Here is a 24958-nt window from a genome sequence, read left to right as displayed (position 1 = left end):
TCAGGGAACGAAATCGATTGTTGGTACCGGGAGGCAATATGATTTATTGTAGAGGGGATAGGACTGAAAGGCAAGAGCAGGAAAGCAGGAACATCATGAATTCTGGAAAATGGAGGATTATAACATGAAACCAAAAGTATTTATTTCGAGCAAAATACCCCCAGAGGTGAAAAACTACCTCGATGAGCATTGCGAATGCCGGATGTGGGAGGGCGAGCAGGGGATTACCGGCGCGCAGCTGGCGGAAGAAATTAGCGAAGTGGAAGGTCTGCTTGCTGCGGGCAACGCAATCAGCGAGCGTCTGCTATCGGCGGCGCCGAAGCTGAAAGTCGTCAGCAACATTTCCGTCGGCTACAACCATAATGATCTGGATGCGATGAAAAAACGCGGCATTATCGGTACACATACTCCCTACGTGCTAGACGATACGGTGGCAGATTTAACGATGGCGCTCATGCTGGCTGCGGCCCGCCGGGTGGCGGAGCTTGATAAGCTCGTTCGCGCAGGCGAGTGGAAGCGCGGCATCGGTACGTCCTTGTTCGGCATTGATGTTCATCACGCCAAGCTTGGCATTATTGGCATGGGCCGCATTGGGGAAACGATTGCCAGACGCGCAAAATACGGCTTCGATATGGAAGTCAGCTATTATAATCGTTCGCGCAAGCCAGACTTCGAACAGCAGCTTGGCGTTCAGTACAGCCCGCTTGATCAACTGCTTCAAGAGTCGGATTTTATCGTGCTGATGACGCCGCTAACGCCGGAGACAAAGCATATGATCGGCAAGGAGCAGTTTGCTATGATGAAGCGCAGTGCCATCTTTATTAACTGCTCGCGTGGGGAGGCGGTTGATGAAGCGGCGCTCATTGAGGCGCTGAGAAGCGGAACGATACGCGGCGCAGGGCTGGATGTTTTTGAAAAAGAGCCGGTTACGCAAGACAATCCGCTGCTCCAGCTCGACAATGCAGTGCTGCTGCCGCATATTGGCTCGGCTACCCAACAGACGAGATACAATATGGCAATGCTTGCAGCGCGCAATCTTGTGGATGGCCTTTATGGACGTGAGCCGCAATATGTGATTCCAGAACTGAAGTAGCGTTTTGTTCATTGACTCAATGAATCGCAACTTTACTATGCATTATTAAAAAAGGCCGGTATGCTCGTTCTTATGAGCAGCTACCGGCCTTTTTGCCATGCGATAAAACAACAAGTCGAACATCTACTAGGGCATACGGCAAGCCCCAGATTGATGAAGCCGAATACGAGATAGAGTGTCCGCGTGCCTGAATCGACCAGAAAAACGGCGGTGAGTTGAACGTAGCAGCTTATTAAATGTTGCTGCTGAAGTTACTCTATACAATCGTTAATCTTTATTTTAGTTGGTCTGCTGCTCAAACTCTGCTCTAATGCGTGCCAGCAAAGCTGGATCGTTATACACATCCGCAGCGGTGGCAGCGAGCATTTTCGCCCCGAAGATCATGCGCTCCAGGGCGCGCTCTGTAATGGCTGCGTCACGAAACCCTTCCGTATGCAGCAGCAAGCGCTCCTCGACGATTTTCACATAAGGATGAATAGCTGGGCAGTGCGTGGAAACATTGCCGAGGTCAACCGAGCCATGGTCCTTGCCGATTTGAATTTCGCCAACCTGAATGCCTGCCGCAATCAGGTTGGCGGAAAATTGCTCCGATAGCGCTTCATTCGTGCGCAGCTCATCATAAGACAGCTCATAATTGTTCGTGCGCAGCTCGCAGCCGGTTTGCAGGGCGGCTCCTTCGGCGCAGCGAAGCACCTTCGCGGTCAACTCGTTCGTATACATGCGCGAAGCCGAGCGAATATAAAATTTCGCCGAGGCATAGTCGGGGATAATGTTGGGCGCCTTGCCCCCATTGTCGATAATGCCGTGAATGCGCGTATCACTGCGGGTTTGCTGGCGCAAGGCATTGACGCTGTTGAACAGCTGAATGACCGCATCGAGCGCATTAATACCCTCATAAGGGCTGGCTGCCGCATGAGCAGCCGCTCCTGTAAATTCGAACTGCACGGCATCCATCGCCAGCGATTCGCCGGATTTTTCAAACGTATGGTAAGGATGCGCCATCAAGGCGAAATCGCAATCATCGAACAAGCCAGCTTCTGCCATCGGCACTTTAGCGCCCTTCGTTTCTTCCGCAGGCGTCCCATAGACGCGAATGCTTCCCGCTTCTAAAACCGATTTCAAGCCGACTGCGGCGCCGATGCTCATCATGCAGATGAGGTGATGACCGCAGGCATGACCGATTTCCGGCAATGCGTCATATTCGCAGAGGAAAGCGGCGATCGGGCCAGGCTTGCCTGTATCATAGGTAGCGATGAAAGCAGTAGCCAGCCCAAGCGTGCCCCGCTCAACGCTAAAGCCTTGACGCTCAAGCTCCGCGCACAGCGCAGCCGAGGCTTCAAATTCCTCATGTCCAAGCTCTGGATTCGCAAAAATCGAACGGGAAATCGCCTTAAAGCCCTCGCTATGACGCTCGATTTCCTCAAAAATCGCAGGTTTATTCAACATCCTCTTCATTCCTTTCTAAGCAACCACTTGTAACCACATCATAAATAAAGCAGATGCTGGCATTATAACATGCCGCGCAGTCTGCTAGATAGCCAGCGGCACCCATCGGCATACGCGGGGGGCAAGCTGAACAAGCTAATCAACCACAGTAGAACCACAGTAGAACCACAGTAGAACCACAGTAGAACCACAGTAGAACCACAGTAGAACCACAGTAGAACCACAGTAGAACCACAGTAGAACCACAGTACAAGCGTCTGTTCCCAGAGTTGTGCGAATAGCTGGCTTAACGCATGCCGTGCATTTTTTTAAACTGCTCGGGCCCAACACCTTCCAGCCGCTTGAAGACGGAGCTGAAATAGCTTGCGCTGTCGAAGCCGGACAGCTTGGCGATTTCCTGCATTTTCAGCGTGCTCTCACGGAACATCAGCTGCTTGCTGCGGCTAATTCGCTCGCGGTTCACGTATTCCATCGGCCGCATGCGCATCGCTTTTTTAAACAATAGGCATAAATATTGCGGCGTCACATTAATCGCCCCTGCTAAATCCTCAATCGTAATGAGGCTGCCGGCATGCGCTTCAATATATTGAATGACGGGATGGAGCCGCGATAGGCTTTGATGCGCCGAATGGGAGCTGACACGAACAACCTTCAAGAGATCAAGCAGCATCGCATAGAGCAGTTTGGAGCATTCCAGGCCGAGAAAAGGACGGTCCGACTGCGACATCGCATATATGCTGCGCATATGTGAAATTAATACTTCTCCGTCTGCTGTTGCATAGACGCCGGATTCAGTAATGCCGGCCTGCTCGAACAACGTTTCGCACAGGCTGCCGCCAAAGCTGACAAAATGCACATCCCACGGCTCGCGGGTCGCATAATAACGATGCGGCACTCCGGGGAACAGGCAGAAGCCTTGGCCATTTTTCACCGAATAGCTTTTTTCTCCGATAATAAGCTCGCCTTCCCCAGAAGCAACCTGCAGCCATTGATAGTGGGGAAAGCCGTTCATGCGATCGATCGTCTCCTGATTGCCCCAATGTCCGATTATGTCGACGTAAAGCGGCAGCGCAAGCTCGGTATCCGTTACAAGCGGGAATGCGATTGTATCCATATGCTGCACATCCTGTTTCATATTTTTATAGAGATAAGAATATTGTGAGATTTAGTTTCAATAAAACGAAATATATAATATGAATATAGTAAAAGAATGAGCGTTCGTCAAACGAATGCCGCTATTACAGGAGGTTACACAGATGAGCAGCAAATTTCCACCAATCAGCTCGAAAATTCCCCAAATGCTTCATGGCGCGGATTATAATCCGGACCAGTGGCTTAAATATCCTCATATTTTAGAGGAAGATATTCGTTTAATGAAATTGTCGCACAGCAATGTCATGTCGGTTGGCATTTTTGGCTGGGTTGCGCTGGAGCCAGAGGAAGGCGTCTTCACTTTTGAGTGGATGGATCAATTGCTCGACCGCTTTGCGGCCAACGGCATTTATGCACTGCTTGCAACGCCGAGCGGAGCGAGACCGGCATGGATGTCGTCCAAATACCCGGAAGTGCTCCGTGTAGATGAGAATGGCATTCGCAATCTGCATGGCGCACGTCATAATCACTGCTTCTCCTCTCCGGTCTACCGCGAGAAAGTGCAAATTATGAATACGAAGCTTGCTGAGCGTTATTCGAGCCATCCGGCTGTTATTGGCTGGCATATTTCCAATGAGTTCGGCGGCGAATGCCATTGCGACCTGTGCGCAGAGGCGTTCCGCGGCTGGCTGCAGCAGCGTTATGGCACACTTGAGGCATTGAATGATGCTTGGTGGACGACGTTCTGGAGTCATACGTATACCGATTGGAGCCAAGTCGATACGCCAACGCGGCGCGGAGAACGGGCGGTTCACGGCATGAATGTGGACTGGATGCGTTTTGTTACGGACCAGACGGTGGACTTCTGCCGCAAGGAAATGGAGCCGCTTCGCGCAATCAACCCGGAGCTGCCAATTACAACTAATTTTATGCTCGACTTTGAAGGGCTTAATTATTGGAAATTTGCAGATATGCTCGATATGATTTCGTGGGATGCTTATCCGACTTGGCACAGCCTGGAGAGCGATAGCGAGCTGGCGGCTTGGATCGGCTTCAACCATGACATTTTCCGCTCGCTCAAAGGCGGCAAGCCATTTATGCTGATGGAAAGCACGCCAAGCATGACGAACTGGCAGCCGGTCAGCAAGCTGAAGAAGCCGGGCATGCATTTGCTTTCTTCCATGCAGGCCGTTGCCCATGGCTCGGATACGGTGCAATATTTCCAATGGCGCAAAAGCCGCGGCTCCAGCGAGAAGCTGCATGGCTCGGTCGTTGACCATGTCGGACATGAGCATACCCGCGTATTTAAAGATGTAACGGATGTAGGCCATGCGCTTACACAGCTTGGGGGAGTCGTAGGAACATCGGTTAAGCCGGAAGTCGCGATCATTTACGATTGGGAAAACCGCTGGGCGGTCAAAGACTCCCAAGGCCCGCGCAACTGCGGCATTCATTACGAGGAGACGGCGCGCAAGCATTACCGTCCGTTCTGGGAGCTAGGTATTCCGGTCGATATTATCGATTCCGAATGCGCATTGGACTCTTATAAAATCGTGATCGCTCCTATGCTGTACATGGTACGTCCAGGTGTGGGCGAGGCTATTGAGAAGTTTGTTGAAAATGGCGGCACGTTTATTGCGACTTACTGGACCGGCATCGTGAACGAAAGCGATCTATGCTTCCTGACGGGCTTCCCAGGGCCGCTTCGCAAAACGCTCGGCATCTGGTCGGAGGAAATTGATTCCCTTCATGACGGCGAGACGAATCGCGTAGTCATGACGGAAGGTAATGCACTGGGCTTGTCCGGCGAGTACGAAGCGCATGAGCTGTGCGACCTTATTCACCTTGAAGGAGCAGAGGCACTAGCCGTATACGGAGAAGATTTCTATGCTGGCCGTCCGGCATTGACGGTGAACCGCTTGGGCAAGGGGAAAGCGTATTATGTAGCTTCCCGCAACAAAGAACCATTTTTCACAGATTTCTTCAAGACGCTTGTGGAGCAGGAGGGCATTCGCAAAGTGCTCGATACCGAGCTGCCTGAAGGCGTGACTGCGCAGCTGCGTGGCGATGGGGAGTCGGACTATGTATTCGTATCCAACTTCACGCCGCAAGAGCAGCAGGTAGTGCTCGATAGCCATTCCTATGAGGATGTTTTGAATGGTGGTCAAGCGGAGTCTGCACTCACACTTGCTGCGTATGATGTTCGGATTTTAAAACGTAAATCTCGTTAATCGTTTCAAAATGATGAGAGAGCCGCGAACCTCGTTCGCGGTTCTTTTGTGCTGGAATACGCTTTATTGAATTTTAAAATATGAGAAACGTTGAATATGGTTCTAAATACCTATAATCAAATATAGGCATATTGTCGATTAACGATTCATGTTGTTTTGTATGGAGGAGTGGGTAGCATGAGAAGGAAGCAGCTGCATTTATCTTTGACGGTTAAATTGGTATCCTGTGTAGTCATTTGCTTGCTTGTCATTTTTACTGTAATGAATGTGCTGAATATTAATCAACTGGAGTCGCTTGCTGTGACGAAAGGCGAGCAGGAAGCGCAGTTGGCCGGAACTGATTTTGTGATGTCGGTACAGCGTGAGCTTACGGCAACCGAATCCAAATTGGAAAATCTGATGCTTGTCCTAAAGGAAACGCGAAGTGAAAAGCAGCTATCGCGTCAAAAGGTCGTTGAAATGCTGCAAACCATGGTCGAAAATGATCCACGTGTGCTGGCGTATTATACGTTGTGGGAGCCGGATGCTTTTGACCAAGAAGACGAGGCCAATAGTAATTACTCGACATACGATGATAAAACAGGCCGTTTTATTCCTTATGTTTTCCGTAACGGCAGTGGGACGGCAATCAATCCGCTTTCGGATTATACGGTGGAAGGGGCGGGAGACTATTATTTGCTGCCCAAGCAATCAAAAAAAGTAACTTACGTTGATCCTTATTTTTATAATGTAGCCGGTCAGCAGACGCTTATTACATCAATTGTTGTTCCCATATTGGATCAAAGTGGCAGCTTCCTCGGGATAGTCGGAGCAGACTTATCCATTGAGAGCTTCCAGAAGGCAGCAGCCGAATATTCGCCAATGGGCGGTTATGTATCCCTGATTAGTGAAAAAGGCAATTATTTGGCTAATCCGAATGATTCGGCAGCACTGAATGAGGCTTTCGGGGATAATGAAGGGAAGCAGGCGCTTCTGGATGATGTGATGAGCGGTACGCGTTATTCGGGCTACACGGCGGATTCGAATGGCGACGAAGTCATGCGGCTGTTTGAGCCGATAGCGCTGCCGGGAAGCAATCAATTCTGGTATAGCCAGAGCGTTGTTCCTAAAGCAGCGATATTTGAAGATTTTAATGCCAGTCGCACGACATCGCTGGTAATTGCCTGTTCTTCGATGATTTTATTGGGTGTTATTATTTCTCTCCTGATCCGCTTTATGGTTATTCGCAAGCTGAACTTGTTTAATATAGGACTTGAAAAAATGGCCGAGGGCGATCTTACCCAGACGATTGCCATTAAACAGCAGGATGAGCTAGGCCAGATGGCTGCTTCCTTTAATAGGATGACGGAGAAGCTGCGGGGCATGTTCCAGCTCGTAACGAATCTCGGGTTAGCCGTAAGTGAAACGTCGGAGCAGTTGACAGCTAGCGCCGATCAGACGAGCAAAGCGTCAGAGACGATAGCCGAATCGATTCAGACAGTAGCGATGGATGCCGAGACGCAAAATCAGCATGCCGGCGGCACCGCAGAAGCGATGTATGCGATGTCCAGCCATGTTCAGCGCATAGCTGAATCGAGCGATCAAGTAGCCTCCTCAGCGAATGGGGTCGCGCTGCAGACAGCGGATGGTTATCAATTGATGCAGGAAGCCGTCCGTCAAATGGGCCAAATCCAGCATTCGGTGTCGGAGACGGAAGCAGCGATTGAACGGCTTAATGAACGCTCGACCCAAATCGGACAAATGACGGGCCTGATTACAGCAATCAGCGTACAAACGAATCTGCTTGCGCTGAATGCCGGCATTGAGGCTGCGCGGGTAGGCGAGCATGGCCGGGGCTTTGCCATAGTAGCGCAAGAGGTGCGCAAGCTGGCGGAGCAGACGAAGCAGGCAGCGGATCAAGTATCACAGCTTGTGGATGGCATCCGCAGCGATACGGATCATGTGGCGCAAACGATGCAAAGAGGCTCCAAAGAAGTGGCGAGCGGCGCGCAAACGGTAGAGGGAAGCGGCGAGCTGTTCAATGCGATTATGAATGAAATGAGCGCAGTAAGCAGCCAAATTCAAGAGGTTTCAGCGGTGGCTGGCCAAATGAATGCAAGCTCGCAGCAAATGACCGCAAGCGTTGAACAAATGGCGGTTATAGCGGGCGACACGGCATCCAATTCCCATAATGTCGCAGCGGCCTCCGAAGAGCAGCTGGCATCGATGCAGCAAATATCGGCGGCGGCCGAGTCACTGGACCATATGGTTCAGGAGCTGCTGGAAAAATTGTCGCAGTTTAAAATTTAATTTTCTCTAAAAACCGCTATTCGCCTGCTCATTCAGCAGCGTGAATAGCGGTTTTTTTGTTCCTTTTCCTTAAAGTGGAATTTCCGAGAAGCGGGCTTGGTCTAATTTGACATTGCGTTAACATAGCAAAGTATTTCCGTTGATGCTAAAGACCTATAGTGAAGGAAGAAGGAATTACGGAAGGATGATGACCAATGACGACTGCTGAGCTAGCGTATCCGATGGATATGAAGCTGGAAATGGACGAATTAGAAGCCTGGCATCCAGAGCAGCAAGCAGAAAACGTCTTAACTGCGGAGGCTGCCGGTTGGGGAGAGCAGACAGACGCTCCGTCGCATCAGGCTGCTCGGCTTGCCGATTTTATTCGTCAGGCGCCGATTGTGCGGGAGGAGCGGACCTGCAAAGAGACGATAGCGGTCTTCAAGCAGCATCCCGAATCGGAATGTGTGGTCGTTTGCGACGCTGCCGATCGAGTGAAGGGACTCATGATGCGGAATCGTTTTTTTCTAAAGCTGGGCCATCGTTTTAGTGCCGATTTATATTATGAAAAGCCGATAACCGTCATGATGGATGCAACTCCGCTTATTATTGACTACGAAAGTGCCCCGGACCATCTCATTGAGCGGGCGCTTAATCGTCAGGAGAAAGTACTCTATGATTGCGTGCTTGTAACGGATGCAGACAAGTTCACCGGCGTCTTGACGGTTGCCGATTTGCTGAAGCTTTCCAAAAGGCTGCAGGAAGAAGCGGAGCTGGCCCAGCGTCGGACGATTCGATCTGCGGAAGAGCGAGTAAAGGAGATCGAATCAGCGATTCAAAGCGTGCGCGGCTCCACGGAGGAAGGCGAGGAGCTTTCGGTCGTGATGGTCGATTTGACGCTGAAGGGGAAAAACGAGCTGGATAACGTAACGAAGGCATTCGCTTCCATCGCGGCCAACTCCCAGCTTCAGGAGGAGCGAATGCGTGCCTTGCAGGCGGAAGCTGGCTCGATTAGCAAGGTGTCAGGGCTGATTAAGGAGCTGGCAGAACAAAGCAATTTGCTGGCGATCAATGCTTCGATTGAAGCAGCGCGGGCTGGCGAGCATGGGCGAGGCTTTGCAATCGTGGCTGGCGAAGTGATGAAGCTGGCGAACCAGACGAAAACATCAGCGGGTACGATTACATCGCTTATTCAAACGATTATCCAGGAAATTGAACAAACGGCGCAGCTGGCGAAAAACGGCAGATTGGAGACGGCGTCTAGCGAAGCGCATGTGCATGAGGTAGAAGGCGCATTCAATAGCCTGTTTCATGCGGCGGCTGAAAATCGCGGCAATGCCGGGCAAATCGGGGCATTGTCCGAGCAGGCTTATTTGCAAGTGCAGCACGTCGCACAGGAAATGAGCAGCCTGCAAAAGAGCACTCTTTCATAAAACGTCTACTTTTAACACTACGTTAACATAAATGCAATATAAGATTTACAAACAGTCTGTAACATATAGAACGGAACAGACTAGTTGCGGCATGAATCACATACAAACCATAAATAAGGGGAAAACGGGCAATGGAAAGCAATAAGGAGGAGAACGTTTGGAAGCGCTAATTAACATAGACAAGCTGAATCTTTATTACGGGGCGTTCCACGCACTGAAGAACGTATCGCTTACGATTCCGGCTAAGGCGATTACCGCCTTTATCGGGCCTTCCGGCTGTGGCAAATCGACCTTGCTGCGGACGCTTAACCGGATGAATGACATGATTCAAGGAACGAGGATCGAAGGCAGCATTATCATTGACCAGCAAAATATTTATTCTAGCGAGGTAGAGGTAGAAGCGCTGCGCCGTAAAATCGGCATGGTGTTCCAGCAGCCGAATCCTTTTCCGAAGTCGATTTATGATAATGTGGCTTATGGTCCGCGTCTGCACGGCATTACAAACAAAAAAGAGCTTGATGAAATTGTAGAAACGAGCTTGAAATCTGCGGTGCTGTGGGGCGAAGTGAAGGATTCCCTGAAGCGCTCGGCACTGGGCTTATCGGGCGGTCAGCAGCAAAGGCTTTGTATCGCCAGAGCGATTGCGGTAAATCCGGATATTTTGCTGATGGATGAAGCGACTTCGGCGCTAGATCCGATTTCCACCTTAAAAATCGAAGAGCTGACCCAGGAGCTGAAGGATAAATATACGATTGTAATGGTCACTCACAATATGCATCAGGCGGCTAGGGTGTCCAACCAAACGGTATTTTTCCTGAACGGCGAAGTCGTTGAATATGCGGATACGGAAAAGCTGTTTTCTAATCCGTCCGACCAGCGCACGGAAGATTATATTTCCGGACGCTTCGGCTAAATTTGGCTAATGCCAAATAAGCGGGCTCATGCGTTTTCCATGTAAAGATTGATCATTTGGGAGGAAATTTAAAATGATGACAACACGCAAGGAGTTCGACCTCGGCCTCGAGCAGCTGCATAATTTTGTAATTGAGATGGGGAATTTTGTTGAAAATGCTTTGGTCGAATCCATCGAAGCTCTAAAAGCCGTTGATGTGGCGCGCGCGCAGCAGGTTATTGCTGCTGATCCTTCGCTCAATCAACTGGAGGAGAAAGTAACAGAGCTTGGGGCAAAGCTCATTGCGACGCAGCAGCCGGTAGCGAAGGACTTGCGCCGGATTTTATCTTCCTTCCGCATTGCCAGCGATTTGGAGCGGATGGGCGATCTGGCGGTTGATATTGCCAAGGTCGTATTGCGCATGGAAGGGCAGGAGCTGATCAAGCCGCTCATCGATCTTCCGCGCATGGCCGAAATTGTACAAATGATGACAACGGAATCCATCCAATCCTTCATTCAAGAAAATGTCGACCTCGCTTACAAAATGGCCAAGGATGACGATCAGGTCGATGCGCTGTACGGGCAAATTACCCGTGAGCTTTACTCGCTAATGATGGAAAATCCCCGTAACATTACGCAATCCTCGCTGCTTAGCTTTGTTGGCCGTTACCTGGAGCGCTTCGGCGACCACGCCACCAACATCGGGGAGAGCGTCGTCTACATTGTGACAGGCACAAGACCAGATTTGAACGTTTAGCCTCATAACCTAGTGAAAAAAGGTTCCGTCTCCACGCTGCTGTGGAAATGGAGCCTTTTCTTAATTTATAAGCTGATTCTATCCAGCACCTGCTGCATAAAAGCTTGATCCCAGTGCTGGCTGCGCCAGCTGGCGATCATCGGCCACCGGGCTGCCTCACTGTCAAGGGCGGCAAGCTGTAATCCAAGCTCATCTAGCTTAGCCGCTTGCGGCAGTAAGCATTCGGGCAATATAGCAAGGTCACCGCAGGCTGCGGCGGCATTTATAAGCAGCTCCACCGATCCGAAGGACGCATGCGAGGTTAAGGAATACTGGTGCTTGCGGCTCCATTCATGAATACGCTGTGCGACGGAGCTGTCAGCAAGTTCGGCAAACTCATATTTCTCGAGCTGGGAGTCCAATGAAACTTCTCCTGACCAAGCATATAAAGGATGCTGCTGAGGAATCATAACCCAGAGCGGCGAGGCGCCAAGCGTCTGATAGCGGAATTCGCCGCCATCTGCCTGCTGCTTTCCTTCCCCATACATAATAAAGTCGACCGTTCCCAGATGCAGCTTCTGATAAAGCTCCTCCTCATCATGAACGGCGATGGACATAACCGCGGCATGACTTTCGGTAAGTGTCCGCAGCTTTCCCATTGCGGCACTGTTTGTGAGGTAAGCGGCGGTACTGGTCGTACAGCCGATTACAAAACGATTTTTCTCTGCCGCATGAATGGCGCCAAGTCTCGACTCCGCCTCGCTATATAATTGGTCGATTTGCGCCGCATAATGAAGCAGCAGCTTTCCATTGCGAGTGAGCAGCACTTTCCCCGTTCGCATCTCGAACAGCTTGACGCCCCATTCCTCCTCCATTTTCTTCATATGAAAGCTGACGGTAGGCTGCTTGATTTGCAGGGCATTGGCCACCGCCGTGATCTGTTTATAGCGATCGATGAGGACCATTAACTTCATTTTTAACAAACTCATGAGCTGCCTCCTGAAATCTTTCATTTTATCTATATCATATCCACATTCATAGAAAAAATCTATGAGATTTAATTGATAATTTTACAAACAGAAAACATTAGGTTAATGCCCCCGATCTACAATAGGTCTTGTGAAGCAAACAAGGTATTGAGAGGGGAAAATAAGAAATGAAGAAGTCTTTGATGTTGATTATGGCAATGGTACTGACATTTACACTGGCTGCATGCGGCCAAGCAAACAATGGAGGTACAACAGCTGGCAACACAACAAGCTCAAGCAGCCCATCCACAGAGCCCTCCGCTGAACCGTCAGCAGAAGCATCTGGTTTAACAGGCTCGCTTCTTGCAACTGGATCCTCTGCCCTGCAACCATTGGTTGACCAAGCATCGAAAATGTTTATGGAGAAAAACAGCGGCGTTACGATTCAAGTACAAGGCGGCGGCAGCGGTACAGGCCTGACGCAAGTATCCGAAGGACAAGCAAATATCGGCAACTCCGACGTTTATGCAGAAGAGAAGCTGGATGCAGATAAAGCAAAAGAATTGGTTGACCACCAAGTGGCAGTAGTCGCTATGGCAGCAGTTGTAAACAAGGATGTAAAAGTAGACAACCTGACGAAACAACAGCTGATTGATATTTTCACAGGCAAAGTAACGAACTGGAAAGACCTTGGCGGAGATGATGCAGCAATCGTAATCGTAAACCGTCCAGCAAGCTCCGGTACTCGCGCTACTTTTGAGAAATATGCACTTGGCCAGAAATCCGAAGATCTTCAAGGCTCGATCCAAGAGGATTCGTCCGGTACCGTTAAGAAAATTATCGGTGAAACACCAGGCGCTATCGGTTACCTTGCTCTTTCTTACCTTGATGATTCCATCAAAACAGTAAGCTATGACGGCGTAGCAGCTAACGTAGAAAACGTAGCCAACGGCACGTATCCAGTATGGGCTTACGAGCACATGTATACAAAAGGCGAGCCTGATGCAGCAGCAAAAGCTTTCCTGGAATACATGATGAGCGAAGAAATCCAAAACGAAAAAGGCTTGGTTGTTGAGCTGGGTTACATCCCAACTAGCCAAATGCAAGTCGTTCGCGATCTTGACGGCAACATCACTAAGAAGTAATAGCTAATCATTCATAGGCCAGCACAAGAGGCGGATTCGCAATCTGCCTCTTTCTGGCTGTATAGAGGAGATTATTATGGCGCAGACGATACCGAAAAAAACGGCGGGCAATGGCCGTACCGCGGGCAATAACCATTTTGTTGAAGAATGGGTCGGTAAAGTATATACAACCTTATGTGTTCTGTTTTTGGTTGCGACGATTATTGCCATGGTGTATTTTGTCGCTTCCCGCGGACTAAGCACCTTTTTTAAAGATCATGTAAACGTATTTGAGCTGTTAGGCGGTTTAAAATGGAGTCCGGAAGGATCTCCCCCATCCTTCGGCGCATTCCCGTTCATCTTCGGCTCCTTCAGCACGTCGCTGCTTGCCGCGCTGCTTGCTGCGCCACTTAGCATTTGCGCATCGATCTTTATGATTGAAATTACGCCGAAATTCGGACGTAAATTTTTGCAGCCGGTTATTGAGCTGCTGGCGGGCATTCCATCCGTTGTATACGGTTTTATCGGTCTTAGCGTCATCGTGCCTTTATTCCGTGATATTTTTCCTGGACAAGGTTTAGGTGTAGCTGCGGGCGCCCTTGTATTGTCCATAATGATTTTGCCAACGATGACGACGGTTGCGACAGATGCTTTAGCATCCTTGCCTGCTGGGCTTAAGGAAGGCTCGTACGCACTCGGTGCCACACGCTGGCAAACGATTTATCGCGTCGTTATTCCGACTACGCTTCCCGCGCTCATGACGGGTGTCGTGCTCGGTATTGCCCGGGCATTCGGCGAGGCGCTGGCTGTACAGATGGTTATCGGCAACGCGCCCTTTGTGCCGCGCTCCCTGTTTGAGTCGGCTTCGACGCTGACAAGCGCTATAACGCTCAGCATGGGCAACACAGCTGCTGGCTCAACGCATAACAATGCTTTGTGGTCGCTTGCGATGATTTTGATGCTCATGACATTCGTGTTCGTATTTATCGTACGCTGGCTGGAAGGCAGGTCTAAACTATGAAACCAAAAACAGTAGATAAAATTGCCACAGCCGTCATTATTTGCGTAGCTGCATTCATCGTGCTGCTGCTGATCGGCTTGCTCGGCTTCATTCTTGTGCGCGGGCTAGGCCATATTAGCTTCAGCTTCCTGACCTCGGCTCCTGAATCGTTCAGAGAGGGCGGAGGCATTGGGCCGCAGTTGTTCAACTCCTTGTTCCTGCTCGTGCTTACGATGATCATCACCGTTCCGATTGGGATTGGCGCAGGCATCTATATGAGTGAATATGCGAAGCCGAGCAAGCTGACTGATTTTATCCGGCTTGTCGTTGAGGTACTATCTTCGTTTCCTTCCATTATTGTAGGTTTGTTCGGCTTACTTATGCTTGTCAATTATTTCGGTCTTGGTTTTTCCTTGCTTGCGGGTGCGCTTGCGCTGACCGTATTCAACCTGCCACTCATGGTGCGGATTACGGAGCAGGGCCTCAAAAGCGTGCCAAGAGAGCAGAAGGAAGCGAGTCTGGCGCTGGGCTTGACGAAGTGGAAGACGATTACGTCAACGATGCTGCCCATCGCTTTGCCGATTATTGTATCGGGAACGATTTTGGCTGCAGGCCGCGTATTTGGCGAAGCGGCGGCGCTGCTCTTTACGGCAGGCATGAGCTCGCCTAGACTCGATTTTTCGGATTGGAACCCATTTAGTCCGGTATCTCCGCTTAACCCTTTGCGTCCGGCTGAAACGCTTGCGGTTCATATTTGGAAAATCAATTCTGAGGGGCTAGCTCCCGATGCTGCGGAAATTGCTGCTGGAGCTTCGGCTGTACTGGTCATCACGGTGCTGCTGTTTAATTTGCTCGCACGCTGGCTCGGCCGCTTCATGTACCGCAAGTTTACCGCTACGAAATAGGAGGATGGCAGCATATGGCTGAAAATGGCATATCCGTACGCGATTTAAGCGTTTATTATGGCAGCAATAAGGCTGTTAAAAATGTATCGATCGATTTTGAAAATAAACAGGTTACAGCGCTCATCGGGCCGTCCGGCTGCGGGAAATCGACGTTTTTGCGGACGCTGAACCGGATGAACGATTTGATTCCGAATGCCAAAATGACCGGTGAGATTTGGATTGGCGATGAGGATATCAACAATCCGAAAACCGATGTGGTGCTGCTGCGCAGACGCATCGGCATGGTATGGCAGCGGCCGAACCCTTTTCACAAGTCGATTTATGAAAATATTGCTTTTGGCCCGCGTTACCATGGCATCAAAAATAAAAGTGAGCTCGATGAGCTGGTGGAGGAATCGCTCCGCAAAGCGGCGCTTTGGGAAGAGACGAAGGACCGCTTGCATACGTCGGCGCTTAGGTTGTCTGGCGGACAGCAGCAGCGGCTGTGTATTGCCCGCTCCATTGCGGTTAAGCCGGACATTATTTTGATGGATGAGCCTGCTTCGGCGCTCGATCCTATTTCGACCTCGAAGGTAGAGGAACTGATCACGGAGCTGAAGCAGGACTACTGCATCGTAATTGTCACGCACAATATGCATCAAGCGGCGCGGATTTCAGCCAAAACGGCGTTTTTCCTGTCCGGCGAGCTCGTGGAATTCGAAAATACAGAGAAAATGTTTACGAATCCCAGCAAAAAAGAAACGAGCGACTATATTTCAGGTCGTTTCGGGTGATCCCCTTGCGCGCATGCTTCCAGCATAGCCATAAGGGAACCCTGTATGCCCCAGCAACAACTTCTGCCTGCTAAGCAAGCCGGTATGGAGTTGTTTTTTTATATGCTAAAAAGTAGGTATAGCACTCAAGCCTGCTTGCGGCAGCTAGGGCAAAAGTCTTGTGCTTTACAGATAGTTTACATGAATATGTTACTCTGCTCACATTTGGCTGGTAATGTAGAAGCAGAACAACCAAGACTAAAGGGAGACCTGGCATGGACGAGATGGCAATTGGTCTGATCCATATAGAACTGCTCCAAGTGATGAGAGAAAGCTGGCGGCTTGGGGGGATTGGCGTCATATATATACGGCTTACGGAGGAACGAGCCTTGCCCGAATCATGGCTGCGGACATGGGAGCGGAGGCTGAAGCCGTTCAACCTGATCTGGAAGCGCAGCTTTGGACATGAGTATTATTTAATGCTCGGCTGCAACGGCTCGAAGCTTGGAGCTGAGCAGGCGATGAATGACAGCGCAGCAGAGCTGTATACACTCGCAAGCCGGGAGCAGTCAGTTATTATAGGTCATGTAATCGCATATCCGCCTGCGGGGCAGAGCCATGAAGCGGCTGAGCAAGCCGCATGGAAAGCGCTTAGGGAAGCTTGGCGGCGAGCGGAAATGAGCAGCATGCGGGTTTCAAGCAAGCAGGCAGTGGAAGCGGCCAAGAGCCCGGGTCCAGATAGGCAGCTGGAAACAACGGCGGCATTGGCGCTTGAAGAAAGGCAAAGTCGGCAGGAGATAGCGGTTGCGCTTGAACCGGAAGAAGCGGCGATCGCTTATTATGCGGCCCCAGGCATGAGCATTGGCGAGCAGGCAGCGCCGTTTCCCGTCTTTTCAGCGCAGGCGCGCGTGACGGAAGTTGCCGATTTTTTCAATATGAACGGCAAGGAGCAATGCGTGATTCTGCAGGAGGAGGGACGCCCCGTCGGCCTGCTGATGAAGCAAAAGCTGCATGAGCTGTTAGCTGGGAAATATGGGCTGCCGCTTTATTCCACTCGTCCTGTTGAGAAAATTATGAATGCATCGCCATTAATCGTGGATGCGGACATGCCGATTGAGCATGTATCTCAGCTGGCGATGGCGCGGGATATTTCCCATTTGTATGATGTCGTTATTATTACGGCGCGAGGCCAGCTGCTTGGCGCAACGACGGTTCGCGATATTTTGGAGCGCATTACGACGCTGCGGATGGAGGCGGCAAGATCGGCCAACCCGCTGACGGGTCTGCCCGGCAATGAGGGCATCCAGCTGGAGCTGGCTCGCAGAAGCAGTGGCGACAAGCCGTTCGCCGTTATTTATGCGGACTTGGATTATTTCAAATGGTTTAATGATTGCTTTGGGTTTAGCCAAGGCGATGCGCTCATTCGTTTTTTGGCGGATACGCTAGTTGGCATCAAGGAAGAATATGGGCTGGCAAGCGACTTTATCGGGCATATTGGCGGTGATGATTTCATTATGGTGACGGAAGCCTCTTATGCTGAAAAAATTTGCAGCAGGTTGATTGAACGTTTTGACGGCGGGGTAAAAAGGTATTACGGTGGAGTGGAGGTCAGCATGGTGGAGGATCGTCACGGCAACACGGTGGAGCAGGAGGGGGTTACTTTGTCCCTATCTTTAATGCTTGCTTCCGGCGGGACGGCGCCAAGTCACATATCCACTTTAACAGCGAAGCTCAAGAAGCGTGCCAAGATGCAGAAAGGCAGTGTGTATGTCATGGAAGATATGACCTCCTGCACACAAGAACGCAATGCTACAGAGGGGATCGAAGTGAGACGTGGGACATCATCAAGCGATAGTGCAGCGAAGCAACCTTATAGTGGATGAAAAGCCGGAAAATATTGGCGTTATCTATTTATCCTGGCACAGTAAACAGTCGGCAGGAACCTTTGAGCAGCTGCCCCCCTCATTTATGAAGAGATGGAAGCTATACATAGAGTTAATGATTTATGCGAACCCGGAGACAGCTGTCCATGTACGGGACAAGTTTTGGATGGGCGAAGATTTGTATATTGTAATGGCTTTGCCGGATTTGCAGCAGCAGGAGCTGCAGGGAAATTTGCTGCAAGCCGCAGGCAAATGGCAGGAGGAAGCCGAGCGGGGGTTCAGTGGCGCCGAGCTTGGAGCCATGCCGGATATGCGTCTGCATGCAGGCGTAGGTTTGGTAGAGCGCGGCGATACCGGAAGCCCAGTCTCCCGCCTGTATGAAGCTTCTAAGCGAGCGCTATTATATGGGCAGCAGAAGGAAGCTTTAACACGCGCCATGCGGCTTCAATATTTGAACGGCCTAATTCGCGGCAAGCTGCTCATTCCGGTCTATCAGCCGATTATGTCGCTACAGGAAATCGGCAGCGAGCGGGCAGCATTCGGATATGAGGCACTCACCCGATTTCCTAAAAATAAATGGTTTTCCAGTCCGCTCGACTTGTTTGCCTTCGCAGAAGAGTCGGGAGAGGTTGCACGGCTGGATCAGACGGCGCGCGAGCAGGCAGTGGAGGGCATCACCGGCCTTCAGCCGCATCAGAAGCTGTTTCTAAATATGACGGCGCAATTGCTAAATGAAGGAAGCTTTTACCCCGACAGGCTCGCCAAAATGATGGAGCAGCGAGGCTTGTCGCCCCATCATATCGTCTTTGAAATTACGGAGCGTTCGGCTATTCAGGATTATGGCTCCGTGCTTGCTACACTTGCGCAGTATCGCCGTCAAGGCTTTCAAATCGCAATCGACGATGTAGGCGCAGGATATTCGTCGCTGCAGGCTATTATTGAGCTGAAGCCGGATTATATAAAAGTAGACCGCTCCCTCATTATGGGCATTCATGAGCACGAGATGAAGGAGCATATTGTGCATACGCTTGTCCAGCTGGCCGACAAAATGGCGATTGGCATTATCGCCGAAGGCATTGAGCATCAAGAGGAGCTGGACAAAGTAAAGGCAATGGGCGTGCATTATGCCCAAGGCTATTTGCTAGGGCGCCCGGGCGAGATTGCCGGTCTGGTCCAGCGGCGATAGCCGGGATGAGAAAAGCTGTTTCTGAGCGATCCATATGGAGCTTGGAGAGAGCTTTTTTTCGCGAAATGGGCCATGTATGAAGTGGACGGCAGCCTTGCTAATGCTAGCTGCGGAAGCGGGTTTTCAGGAATGTTGGCTGCCCAGCGCGAGAAGGAAGCAAAGGCATTTGCAGTTATGGTATGATAACCATTAGAACCGATAAATGAGGTGTCAATAATGGATAAATGGATGTTGTTAGATGGCAATAGTATTGCGTACCGGGCATTTTTTGCAATGCCTCCGCTTACGAATTCGGCTGGTTTACATACGAATGCGATATATGGCTTTACAACGATGCTGCTTAAGCTGCTGGAAGACGAGAAGCCGACGCATGTGCTCGTTGCATTTGATGCAGGGAAGGCAACCTTTCGCCATGAAGGATATGCAGAATATAAAGGCGGACGGGAAAAAACGCCACCGGAGCTGTCGGAACAGTTTCCGGTGCTCAAGGAGCTGCTGCAGGCTTTTCAAATTGCGCAGTTTGAGCTGAACGGGTTTGAAGCGGACGATATTATTGGCACGCTCACCCGGCTTGCGGACGAGCAGAAGGTCGAGACGCTTGTCGTCACGGGCGACAAGGATATGCTCCAGCTCGTATCGGAGCATGTGACCGTAGCGCTGACGCGCAAAGGGGTGAGCGAGCAGGAGCGATATTCTCCGGCTGAAATTAAGGAGAAATACGGACTGACGCCGAATCAAATCATTGATTTAAAAGGGCTGATGGGCGATGCCTCCGACAATATTCCGGGCATTCCGGGTGTTGGCGAGAAAACAGCGCTCAAGATGCTGCATGAATTCGGCACGGTTGAAGAAGTGCTGGCGAATACAGCAAGCCTGAAGGGCAAGATGAAGGAAAAGGTCGAGCAGCATAAAGAGGATGCGGTGATGAGCAAGAAGCTCGCGACGATTCACCGCGAGGTGCCGCTTGCGCCGGAGCAGGAGCCGGAGGCGATTCGCTACAGCGGCTTTAATGGGCCCGCGCTTGCGGATGTGCTGCGCCGGCTGGAATTCCGATCCGTTCAGGAACGGCTCGGACTGAGCGGCGAAGGAAGCGGTTCAGCAGGCGAAGCGGCCGAGCTGAACCTGATTGCGATAGAGTCGGCTGCGGATGCGCCGAAGCTCGATGAGCTGATGAAGGCGCTTGAAGCAGATGACAGCGGCTTCGGTCTATATGTGGAAGCGATAGGCGAAAATCCGCATCAGGCTGAGCTGGTCGGGCTGGCGCTGGCAAACGCCGAAGCGGCATATGCGCTGCCTTTCGCCGCGCTGAAGGAAGCTTTCGCAGAGCCGCTGCGGAGCTGGCTCGCTGATCCTAGCAAGAAGAAGGTCGGCTTTGATACGCATAAAGTGGAGCTGGCTTTGAAGTGGGCGGGCATCACGCTGAGCGGCGTGAGCTTTGATGTCCAGTTGGCTGCTTATGTGATTGATCCGACGGAATCGAGCCTTTTGCTCTCCGGCATTACCCATCGCTACGAACAGCCAGCTGTGCCTAGCGATGAGTCGGTATACGGCAAAGGAGCGAAGCTTAAAGTACCAGCTGCGGCCGTGCTGTATCAGCATCTGGCAACGAAAGCCGATGCGGTGCGCAGAGTGGCGCCTTTGCAGCGCGACGAGCTGAAGGAAACAGGCATGCTCAGCTTGTATGAAGAGCTGGAGCTGCCGCTCTCCGTTATATTGGCGGGGATGGAGCATCAGGGCATCAGCGTCGAGAAGGCGGAGCTGGAGATGCTTGGCAGCGAATTGGAGCGTCAGCTTACGACGCTGGTGACGGAAATTTACAAGCAGGCGGGTATGGAATTTAATTTGAATTCGCCGAAGCAATTGGGCGAGGTGCTGTTCGAGAAGCTGGGCTTGCCCGCGAGGAAAAAGACGAAAACGGGCTACTCGACAGATGCCGAGGTACTCGAGGAGCTGGCGCCATACAGTGAAATTGTTCCGCTGATTTTGCATTACCGGACGCTGGCGAAGCTGCAATCCACCTATGTGGAAGGGCTGCTCAAGGAGATTCGCGAGCAGACAGGCAAAATCCATACGTATTTCCGCCAGACGATAGCGGCAACAGGCCGTCTGAGCAGCCAATTCCCGAATTTGCAAAACATTCCGATCCGTCTGGAAGAGGGCCGCAAAATCCGCAAAGCATTCGTTCCGTCCGAGCCTGGCTGGACCATTCTCGCAGCAGACTATTCGCAAATTGAGCTGCGCGTGCTCGCCCATATTTCCGGCGATGAGAATATGAAGGAAGCGTTCATTCAGGACATGGACATTCATACAAAAACGGCGATGGACGTATTTGGCGTAACCGAGGATCAGGTGGATTCCAATATGCGCCGCTCGGCGAAGGCGGTCAATTTCGGCATTGTGTATGGCATCAGCGACTTTGGGCTGTCCAACAACCTGAACATTACGCGAAATGAAGCCGGTCGGTTTATTGAGCAATATCTCGGCGTCTTCAAAGGCGTGAAGTCGTTTATGGATCGGATTAAAGTCGAGGCGGCGAAGCAAGGCTATGTGACGACTTTGCTCGATCGCAGGCGGTATTTGCCGGATATTAATCATTCGAATTTCAATAAACGCTCTTTCGCAGAGCGCACCGCAATGAATTCGCCGATCCAAGGCACAGCAGCGGACATTATTAAGCTGGCGATGGTGCATATGAATAAGAAGCTGCACGAGCTGAAGCTCAAAAGCCGCATGCTGCTCCAAGTACACGATGAATTGGTATTTGAGGTGCCAGAGGATGAGCTGGAACAGATGAAAAAACTTCTTCCTGAAGTGATGGAATCCGCCATCAAGCTCGATGTTCCGCTTAAGGCGGACGTCAGTTTTGGAGCGAACTGGTATGAAGCGAAATAACCCGCTGGGAGCGGAAATCAGGTATAATAGACGTTGAGGTGAGATGCAATGCCGGAACTTCCAGAGGTAGAAACGGTTAGACGAACATTAATTGAGCTTGTTGCAGGAAAAAAGATTAAATCGGTTACGGTGCGGCTGCCCCGCATTATTCAGCGTCCGGCTGTGCCGGAGCAATTTGAGGATGCGCTCGTCGGCATGACAATCGAGACGGTCGAGCGGCGCGGAAAGTTTTTGCGTATCGTCATGGACGGGCTTGTGCTCGTATCGCATTTGCGCATGGAAGGCCGCTATGGATTATTTCAAAGCGATGAGCCCATCGAGCTTCATACGCATGTCTTGTTCCATTTTGAGGATGGAACGGATTTAAGATATAAAGATGTCAGGCAGTTTGGCACGATGCACTTGTTCACGCCGGGCACGGAGTTTGAGCTGCCGCCGCTGAATAAGCTGGGCCTTGAGCCGCTTGAGCCTGCATTTACTCGCGATGTGTTGCATGCCAAGCTGGCAAGGCGCTCTACGAAAATCAAGCCGCTGCTGCTCAATCAGGAATATGTGGTCGGGTTGGGTAATATTTATGTAGATGAGGCGCTGTTTCAAGCGGGTATCCATCCTGAGCGGAGCGCCAGCTCGCTTACTGCCGGAGAATGGGATAAGCTGCATGCAGCGATCTGTTCGACGCTTGGCAAAGCGGTGGAAGCGGGCGGCTCATCGATCAAATCCTATGTAAATGGGCAAGGCGAGATGGGCATGTTCCAGCATCAGCTGCTCGTTTATGGCCGAAAGGACGAGCCGTGCCCGGTTTGCGGAGAAGCCATTGAAAAGTTTGTTGTTGGAGGCAGAGGCACGCATATTTGCCCTAGCTGCCAGAAGGCGCCGGAGCAAGCAGGCGAGCAAAGCGCCGGCTAATCGCGATAACTAAAGCCAAGCCCTCCATGATGTAGTCATTCACCCTAGGCATGCAGCTGCATATGCTGTTGTGAAGAACAATAGGCAGATGCCCTGTAGGGTGAAATCGGGGCACCTGCGTATGCAGGGAGTGACGAGGGTTGGCTTTGCATCTGGTTTCGTTGATCGTGCTCGCTTTTGCTGTGAGCGTGGACGGCTTCGGTGTTGGCATTACGTATGGTTTGCGCCGCATTCGCATCCCGTTGCTGTCCGTGCTGATTATCGCGTGCTGTTCAGGCCTGATCATTTTATTGTCTATGAAGCTAGGCAGCGTTATCGCCAATTATTTGTCGCCAGGCTCGGCAAGCTTGATTGGCGCCATCGTGCTGATGGGTATTGGCTGTTGGGCGCTGCTTCAGCTGCGGCGAAATCGCCATGAAAGCAAGAAGGTGGATGTGGAAAATGCGTCTGCCGCTTCTGGTGCTAGCGGCCCGGTTTCAGAGGATCGTTCCGATCTGGCGGCAGTAGAAACAAACGCTGCGGAGGCAAGCCATCCGGTGCTCGTTGTGATTGTTGAGCTGAAACGCATTGGGCTTGTCATTCAGATTTTACGGACACCGCAGGCTGCTGACGTTGATAAGTCGGGCACGATTTCCGCCTCCGAGGCGATTATGCTCGGCGTAGCGCTATCGCTCGATGCTTTCGGCGCAGGAATCGGGGCCGCGATGATTGGTTTGCCTGCTTTGCTGACAGCGATTGTGATTGCTGCGGCTAGCGCCCTATTTTTGCTAGGGGGCATCAGCTTCGGCTTTCGCTTCTCGCATTGGAAGGGCATGCAGGCGCTGGCGGTACTGCCAGGCATTTTGCTTATTATGATTGGAATATCAAAGCTGCTGTAAAGATGAGGTGGAAGGGCATGAGGATCGGATTAACCGGCGGCATTGCTACTGGAAAAAGCACCGTTGCCCACCTATTAGTGGAGCTTGGAGCGCTGCTGGTGGATGCCGATCAGGTAGCAAGGGAAGTTGTTTTGCCAGGGGAGCCCGCTCTAGCGGCGGTCGCCTCTGCGTTTGGACAAGCTGTGTTACATAAAGACGGTACACTTGATCGGGCAGCGCTCGGCCAAATCGTATTTAATAATAAAGCGCAGCTGGGGCAGCTTGAGGCGATTTTGCATCCGGCTATTCGGTCTACGATGCAGCAGCGAATGGCTGACTATGAACGGCAGCATCCAGGCAAGCTGGTCGTTGCTGATATTCCGCTGCTGTATGAGACGGAGCAGGACCATTTATATGAAGGCGTGCTTGTTGTGTATGTGCCAGAGCATATCCAGTTGGAGCGCCTGATGGCGCGCAACAACGTAGATGAGCAGGAAGCAAGGCGGCGCATGGGGCTGCAACTGAGCATGGAGGAGAAGAAGCGCAGAGCTAATTGGGTCATCGACAACAGTGGAACGCTGACGCAGACGAGGGAGCAGGTTCAGGCGTTTTGGCAGAGCATGGGTCATACATGCTGAGGGCCAAGAGAAGAAAGGTCGCTCGTAGAAGGCTGTTTTTGCTATTATTTATTATCATAGTTGTCATTATTGTCGCTCAGCCCGCATGGATGCTCAAGAAGCTCTATCCTATTGATTATAAGGCCGATATTCGGGCAAGTGCCATTAGCTATCAGGTTGATCCCCATCTGGTGGCGGCCATTATTAAAGCGGAGACGAATTTCCAGACGGGCAAAGTTTCGAAGAAAGGTGCGCTCGGACTGATGCAAATTATGCCGACCACCGCCAAATGGATTGTCGAGAAGGCAGGCTTCGAGCAGGTGACAGAGGAGACGCTGCGCAATCGTGCTGATGTGAGCATCGAGCTGGGGGTATGGTATCTGGCTTCGCTGCACAAACAATTTGATGAAAATAATATCGTTGTCATTGCTGCCTACAATGCAGGACCAGGTAAAGTCCGGCAATGGCTCGATTCGGGGGAATGGGACGGCACGTTCGAAGAAGCCGCTAAAATTCCATATAAAGAAACACGCGATTATGTACAAAAGGTTGTGAAGTATTATAATAAGTACAAAGACTTGTACCCGGAACTTGAGCCGTAAACAGGAAGAAGCTTTGGCTGCTCGTCACTTCAGGACTTAAGCAGCCAAAGCTGTCTGTTATTACAAGAGCTATTT

At 51.1% G+C, this 24958-nt stretch carries 20 protein-coding genes; 17 read left to right on the top strand and 3 right to left on the bottom strand.

The window, feature by feature from the left end:
- Nucleotides 1–124 precede the first annotated feature (124 nt).
- Complete coding sequence (locus AC50X8_RS02400) at nt 125–1093, top strand: 2-hydroxyacid dehydrogenase (protein ID WP_494878413.1); 969 nt, start codon at nt 125–127, stop codon at nt 1091–1093.
- 279 nt (nt 1094–1372) lie between these two features.
- Here AC50X8_RS02400 and AC50X8_RS02395 read toward each other — a convergent pair whose 3' ends face one another.
- Together AC50X8_RS02395 and AC50X8_RS02390 are read right to left on the bottom strand one after the other, a co-directional pair.
- Nucleotides 1373–2539, bottom strand: coding sequence for a M20 family metallopeptidase (locus AC50X8_RS02395; RefSeq protein ID WP_056030228.1), 1167 nt, complete (start codon nt 2537–2539; stop codon nt 1373–1375).
- Between the two features lie 286 nt (nt 2540–2825).
- Entirely contained in the window at nt 2826–3653 is an 828-nt protein-coding gene (locus tag AC50X8_RS02390; protein WP_056030225.1) for an AraC family transcriptional regulator, read from the bottom strand.
- A gap of 142 nt (nt 3654–3795) precedes the next feature.
- On the opposite strand from AC50X8_RS02390, the gene AC50X8_RS02385 reads away from it, so the two are divergent.
- The 5 genes from AC50X8_RS02385 (at nt 3796) to phoU (ending at nt 11212) form a co-directional block, all read left to right on the top strand.
- The gene (locus tag AC50X8_RS02385) at nt 3796–5862 is read left to right on the top strand and encodes a beta-galactosidase (protein ID WP_056030222.1); all 2067 of its coding nucleotides are present in this window, start codon (nt 3796–3798) and stop codon (nt 5860–5862) included.
- A 177-nt stretch (nt 5863–6039) separates the two neighbouring features.
- Nucleotides 6040–8151 (top strand): methyl-accepting chemotaxis protein, encoded by a 2112-nt coding sequence (locus AC50X8_RS02380; RefSeq protein ID WP_056030219.1) that lies wholly within the window; start codon nt 6040–6042, stop codon nt 8149–8151.
- A gap of 194 nt (nt 8152–8345) precedes the next feature.
- Nucleotides 8346–9563 (top strand): methyl-accepting chemotaxis protein, encoded by a 1218-nt coding sequence (locus AC50X8_RS02375; RefSeq protein ID WP_056030216.1) that lies wholly within the window; start codon nt 8346–8348, stop codon nt 9561–9563.
- A gap of 157 nt (nt 9564–9720) precedes the next feature.
- Nucleotides 9721–10476, top strand: coding sequence for a phosphate ABC transporter ATP-binding protein PstB (pstB, locus tag AC50X8_RS02370; protein WP_056030213.1), 756 nt, complete (start codon nt 9721–9723; stop codon nt 10474–10476).
- A gap of 76 nt (nt 10477–10552) precedes the next feature.
- Nucleotides 10553–11212, top strand: a complete 660-nt coding sequence (gene phoU / locus AC50X8_RS02365) for a phosphate signaling complex protein PhoU (RefSeq protein WP_056032815.1) — start codon at nt 10553–10555, stop codon at nt 11210–11212.
- A 65-nt stretch (nt 11213–11277) separates the two neighbouring features.
- Here phoU and AC50X8_RS02360 read toward each other — a convergent pair whose 3' ends face one another.
- Entirely contained in the window at nt 11278–12180 is a 903-nt protein-coding gene (locus AC50X8_RS02360; RefSeq protein WP_494878409.1) for a LysR family transcriptional regulator, read from the bottom strand.
- A gap of 167 nt (nt 12181–12347) precedes the next feature.
- Between AC50X8_RS02360 and AC50X8_RS02355 the strand changes: the two genes are divergently transcribed.
- From AC50X8_RS02355 to AC50X8_RS02305, 11 genes are all read left to right on the top strand, one after another.
- Complete coding sequence (locus tag AC50X8_RS02355) at nt 12348–13304, top strand: phosphate ABC transporter substrate-binding protein (protein ID WP_056030206.1); 957 nt, start codon at nt 12348–12350, stop codon at nt 13302–13304.
- A 76-nt stretch (nt 13305–13380) separates the two neighbouring features.
- Complete coding sequence (gene pstC, locus AC50X8_RS02350) at nt 13381–14304, top strand: phosphate ABC transporter permease subunit PstC (protein WP_056030203.1); 924 nt, start codon at nt 13381–13383, stop codon at nt 14302–14304.
- On the top strand, nt 14301–15188 hold the full coding sequence (pstA, locus tag AC50X8_RS02345) for a phosphate ABC transporter permease PstA (RefSeq protein WP_056030200.1): 888 nt from the start codon (nt 14301–14303) through the stop codon (nt 15186–15188). The genes pstC and pstA overlap by 4 nt, the downstream gene beginning before the upstream one ends.
- Nucleotides 15189–15202: 14 nt before the next feature.
- Nucleotides 15203–15961: a phosphate ABC transporter ATP-binding protein PstB gene (gene pstB / locus AC50X8_RS02340; RefSeq protein ID WP_056030197.1), complete on the top strand. Its 759-nt coding sequence runs from the start codon at nt 15203–15205 to the stop codon at nt 15959–15961.
- A 254-nt stretch (nt 15962–16215) separates the two neighbouring features.
- A complete protein-coding gene (locus AC50X8_RS02335; protein ID WP_494878407.1) occupies nt 16216–17823 on the top strand; it encodes a GGDEF domain-containing protein in 1608 nt (535 codons plus the stop codon).
- An 85-nt stretch (nt 17824–17908) separates the two neighbouring features.
- Nucleotides 17909–19009: an EAL domain-containing protein gene (locus tag AC50X8_RS02330; RefSeq protein ID WP_494878405.1), complete on the top strand. Its 1101-nt coding sequence runs from the start codon at nt 17909–17911 to the stop codon at nt 19007–19009.
- A 216-nt stretch (nt 19010–19225) separates the two neighbouring features.
- Nucleotides 19226–21901: a DNA polymerase I gene (gene polA, locus AC50X8_RS02325; protein WP_056030185.1), complete on the top strand. Its 2676-nt coding sequence runs from the start codon at nt 19226–19228 to the stop codon at nt 21899–21901.
- 48 nt (nt 21902–21949) lie between these two features.
- Complete coding sequence (gene mutM / locus AC50X8_RS02320) at nt 21950–22807, top strand: DNA-formamidopyrimidine glycosylase (protein ID WP_494878403.1); 858 nt, start codon at nt 21950–21952, stop codon at nt 22805–22807.
- A 140-nt stretch (nt 22808–22947) separates the two neighbouring features.
- The gene (locus AC50X8_RS02315) at nt 22948–23685 is read left to right on the top strand and encodes an MntP/YtaF family protein (RefSeq protein ID WP_056030179.1); all 738 of its coding nucleotides are present in this window, start codon (nt 22948–22950) and stop codon (nt 23683–23685) included.
- A 17-nt stretch (nt 23686–23702) separates the two neighbouring features.
- Complete coding sequence (gene coaE / locus AC50X8_RS02310; protein WP_056030176.1) at nt 23703–24302, top strand: dephospho-CoA kinase; 600 nt, start codon at nt 23703–23705, stop codon at nt 24300–24302.
- Entirely contained in the window at nt 24296–24883 is a 588-nt protein-coding gene (locus AC50X8_RS02305; protein WP_046230245.1) for a lytic transglycosylase domain-containing protein, read from the top strand. The genes coaE and AC50X8_RS02305 overlap by 7 nt, the downstream gene beginning before the upstream one ends.
- Nucleotides 24884–24958 lie beyond the last annotated feature (75 nt).

It is taken from the genome of Paenibacillus sp. JT22N15, from assembly GCF_059383755.1.
The sequence above is the reverse complement of the archived record's forward strand: the minus strand, read 5'-3'. Positions and strand labels throughout refer to the sequence as shown.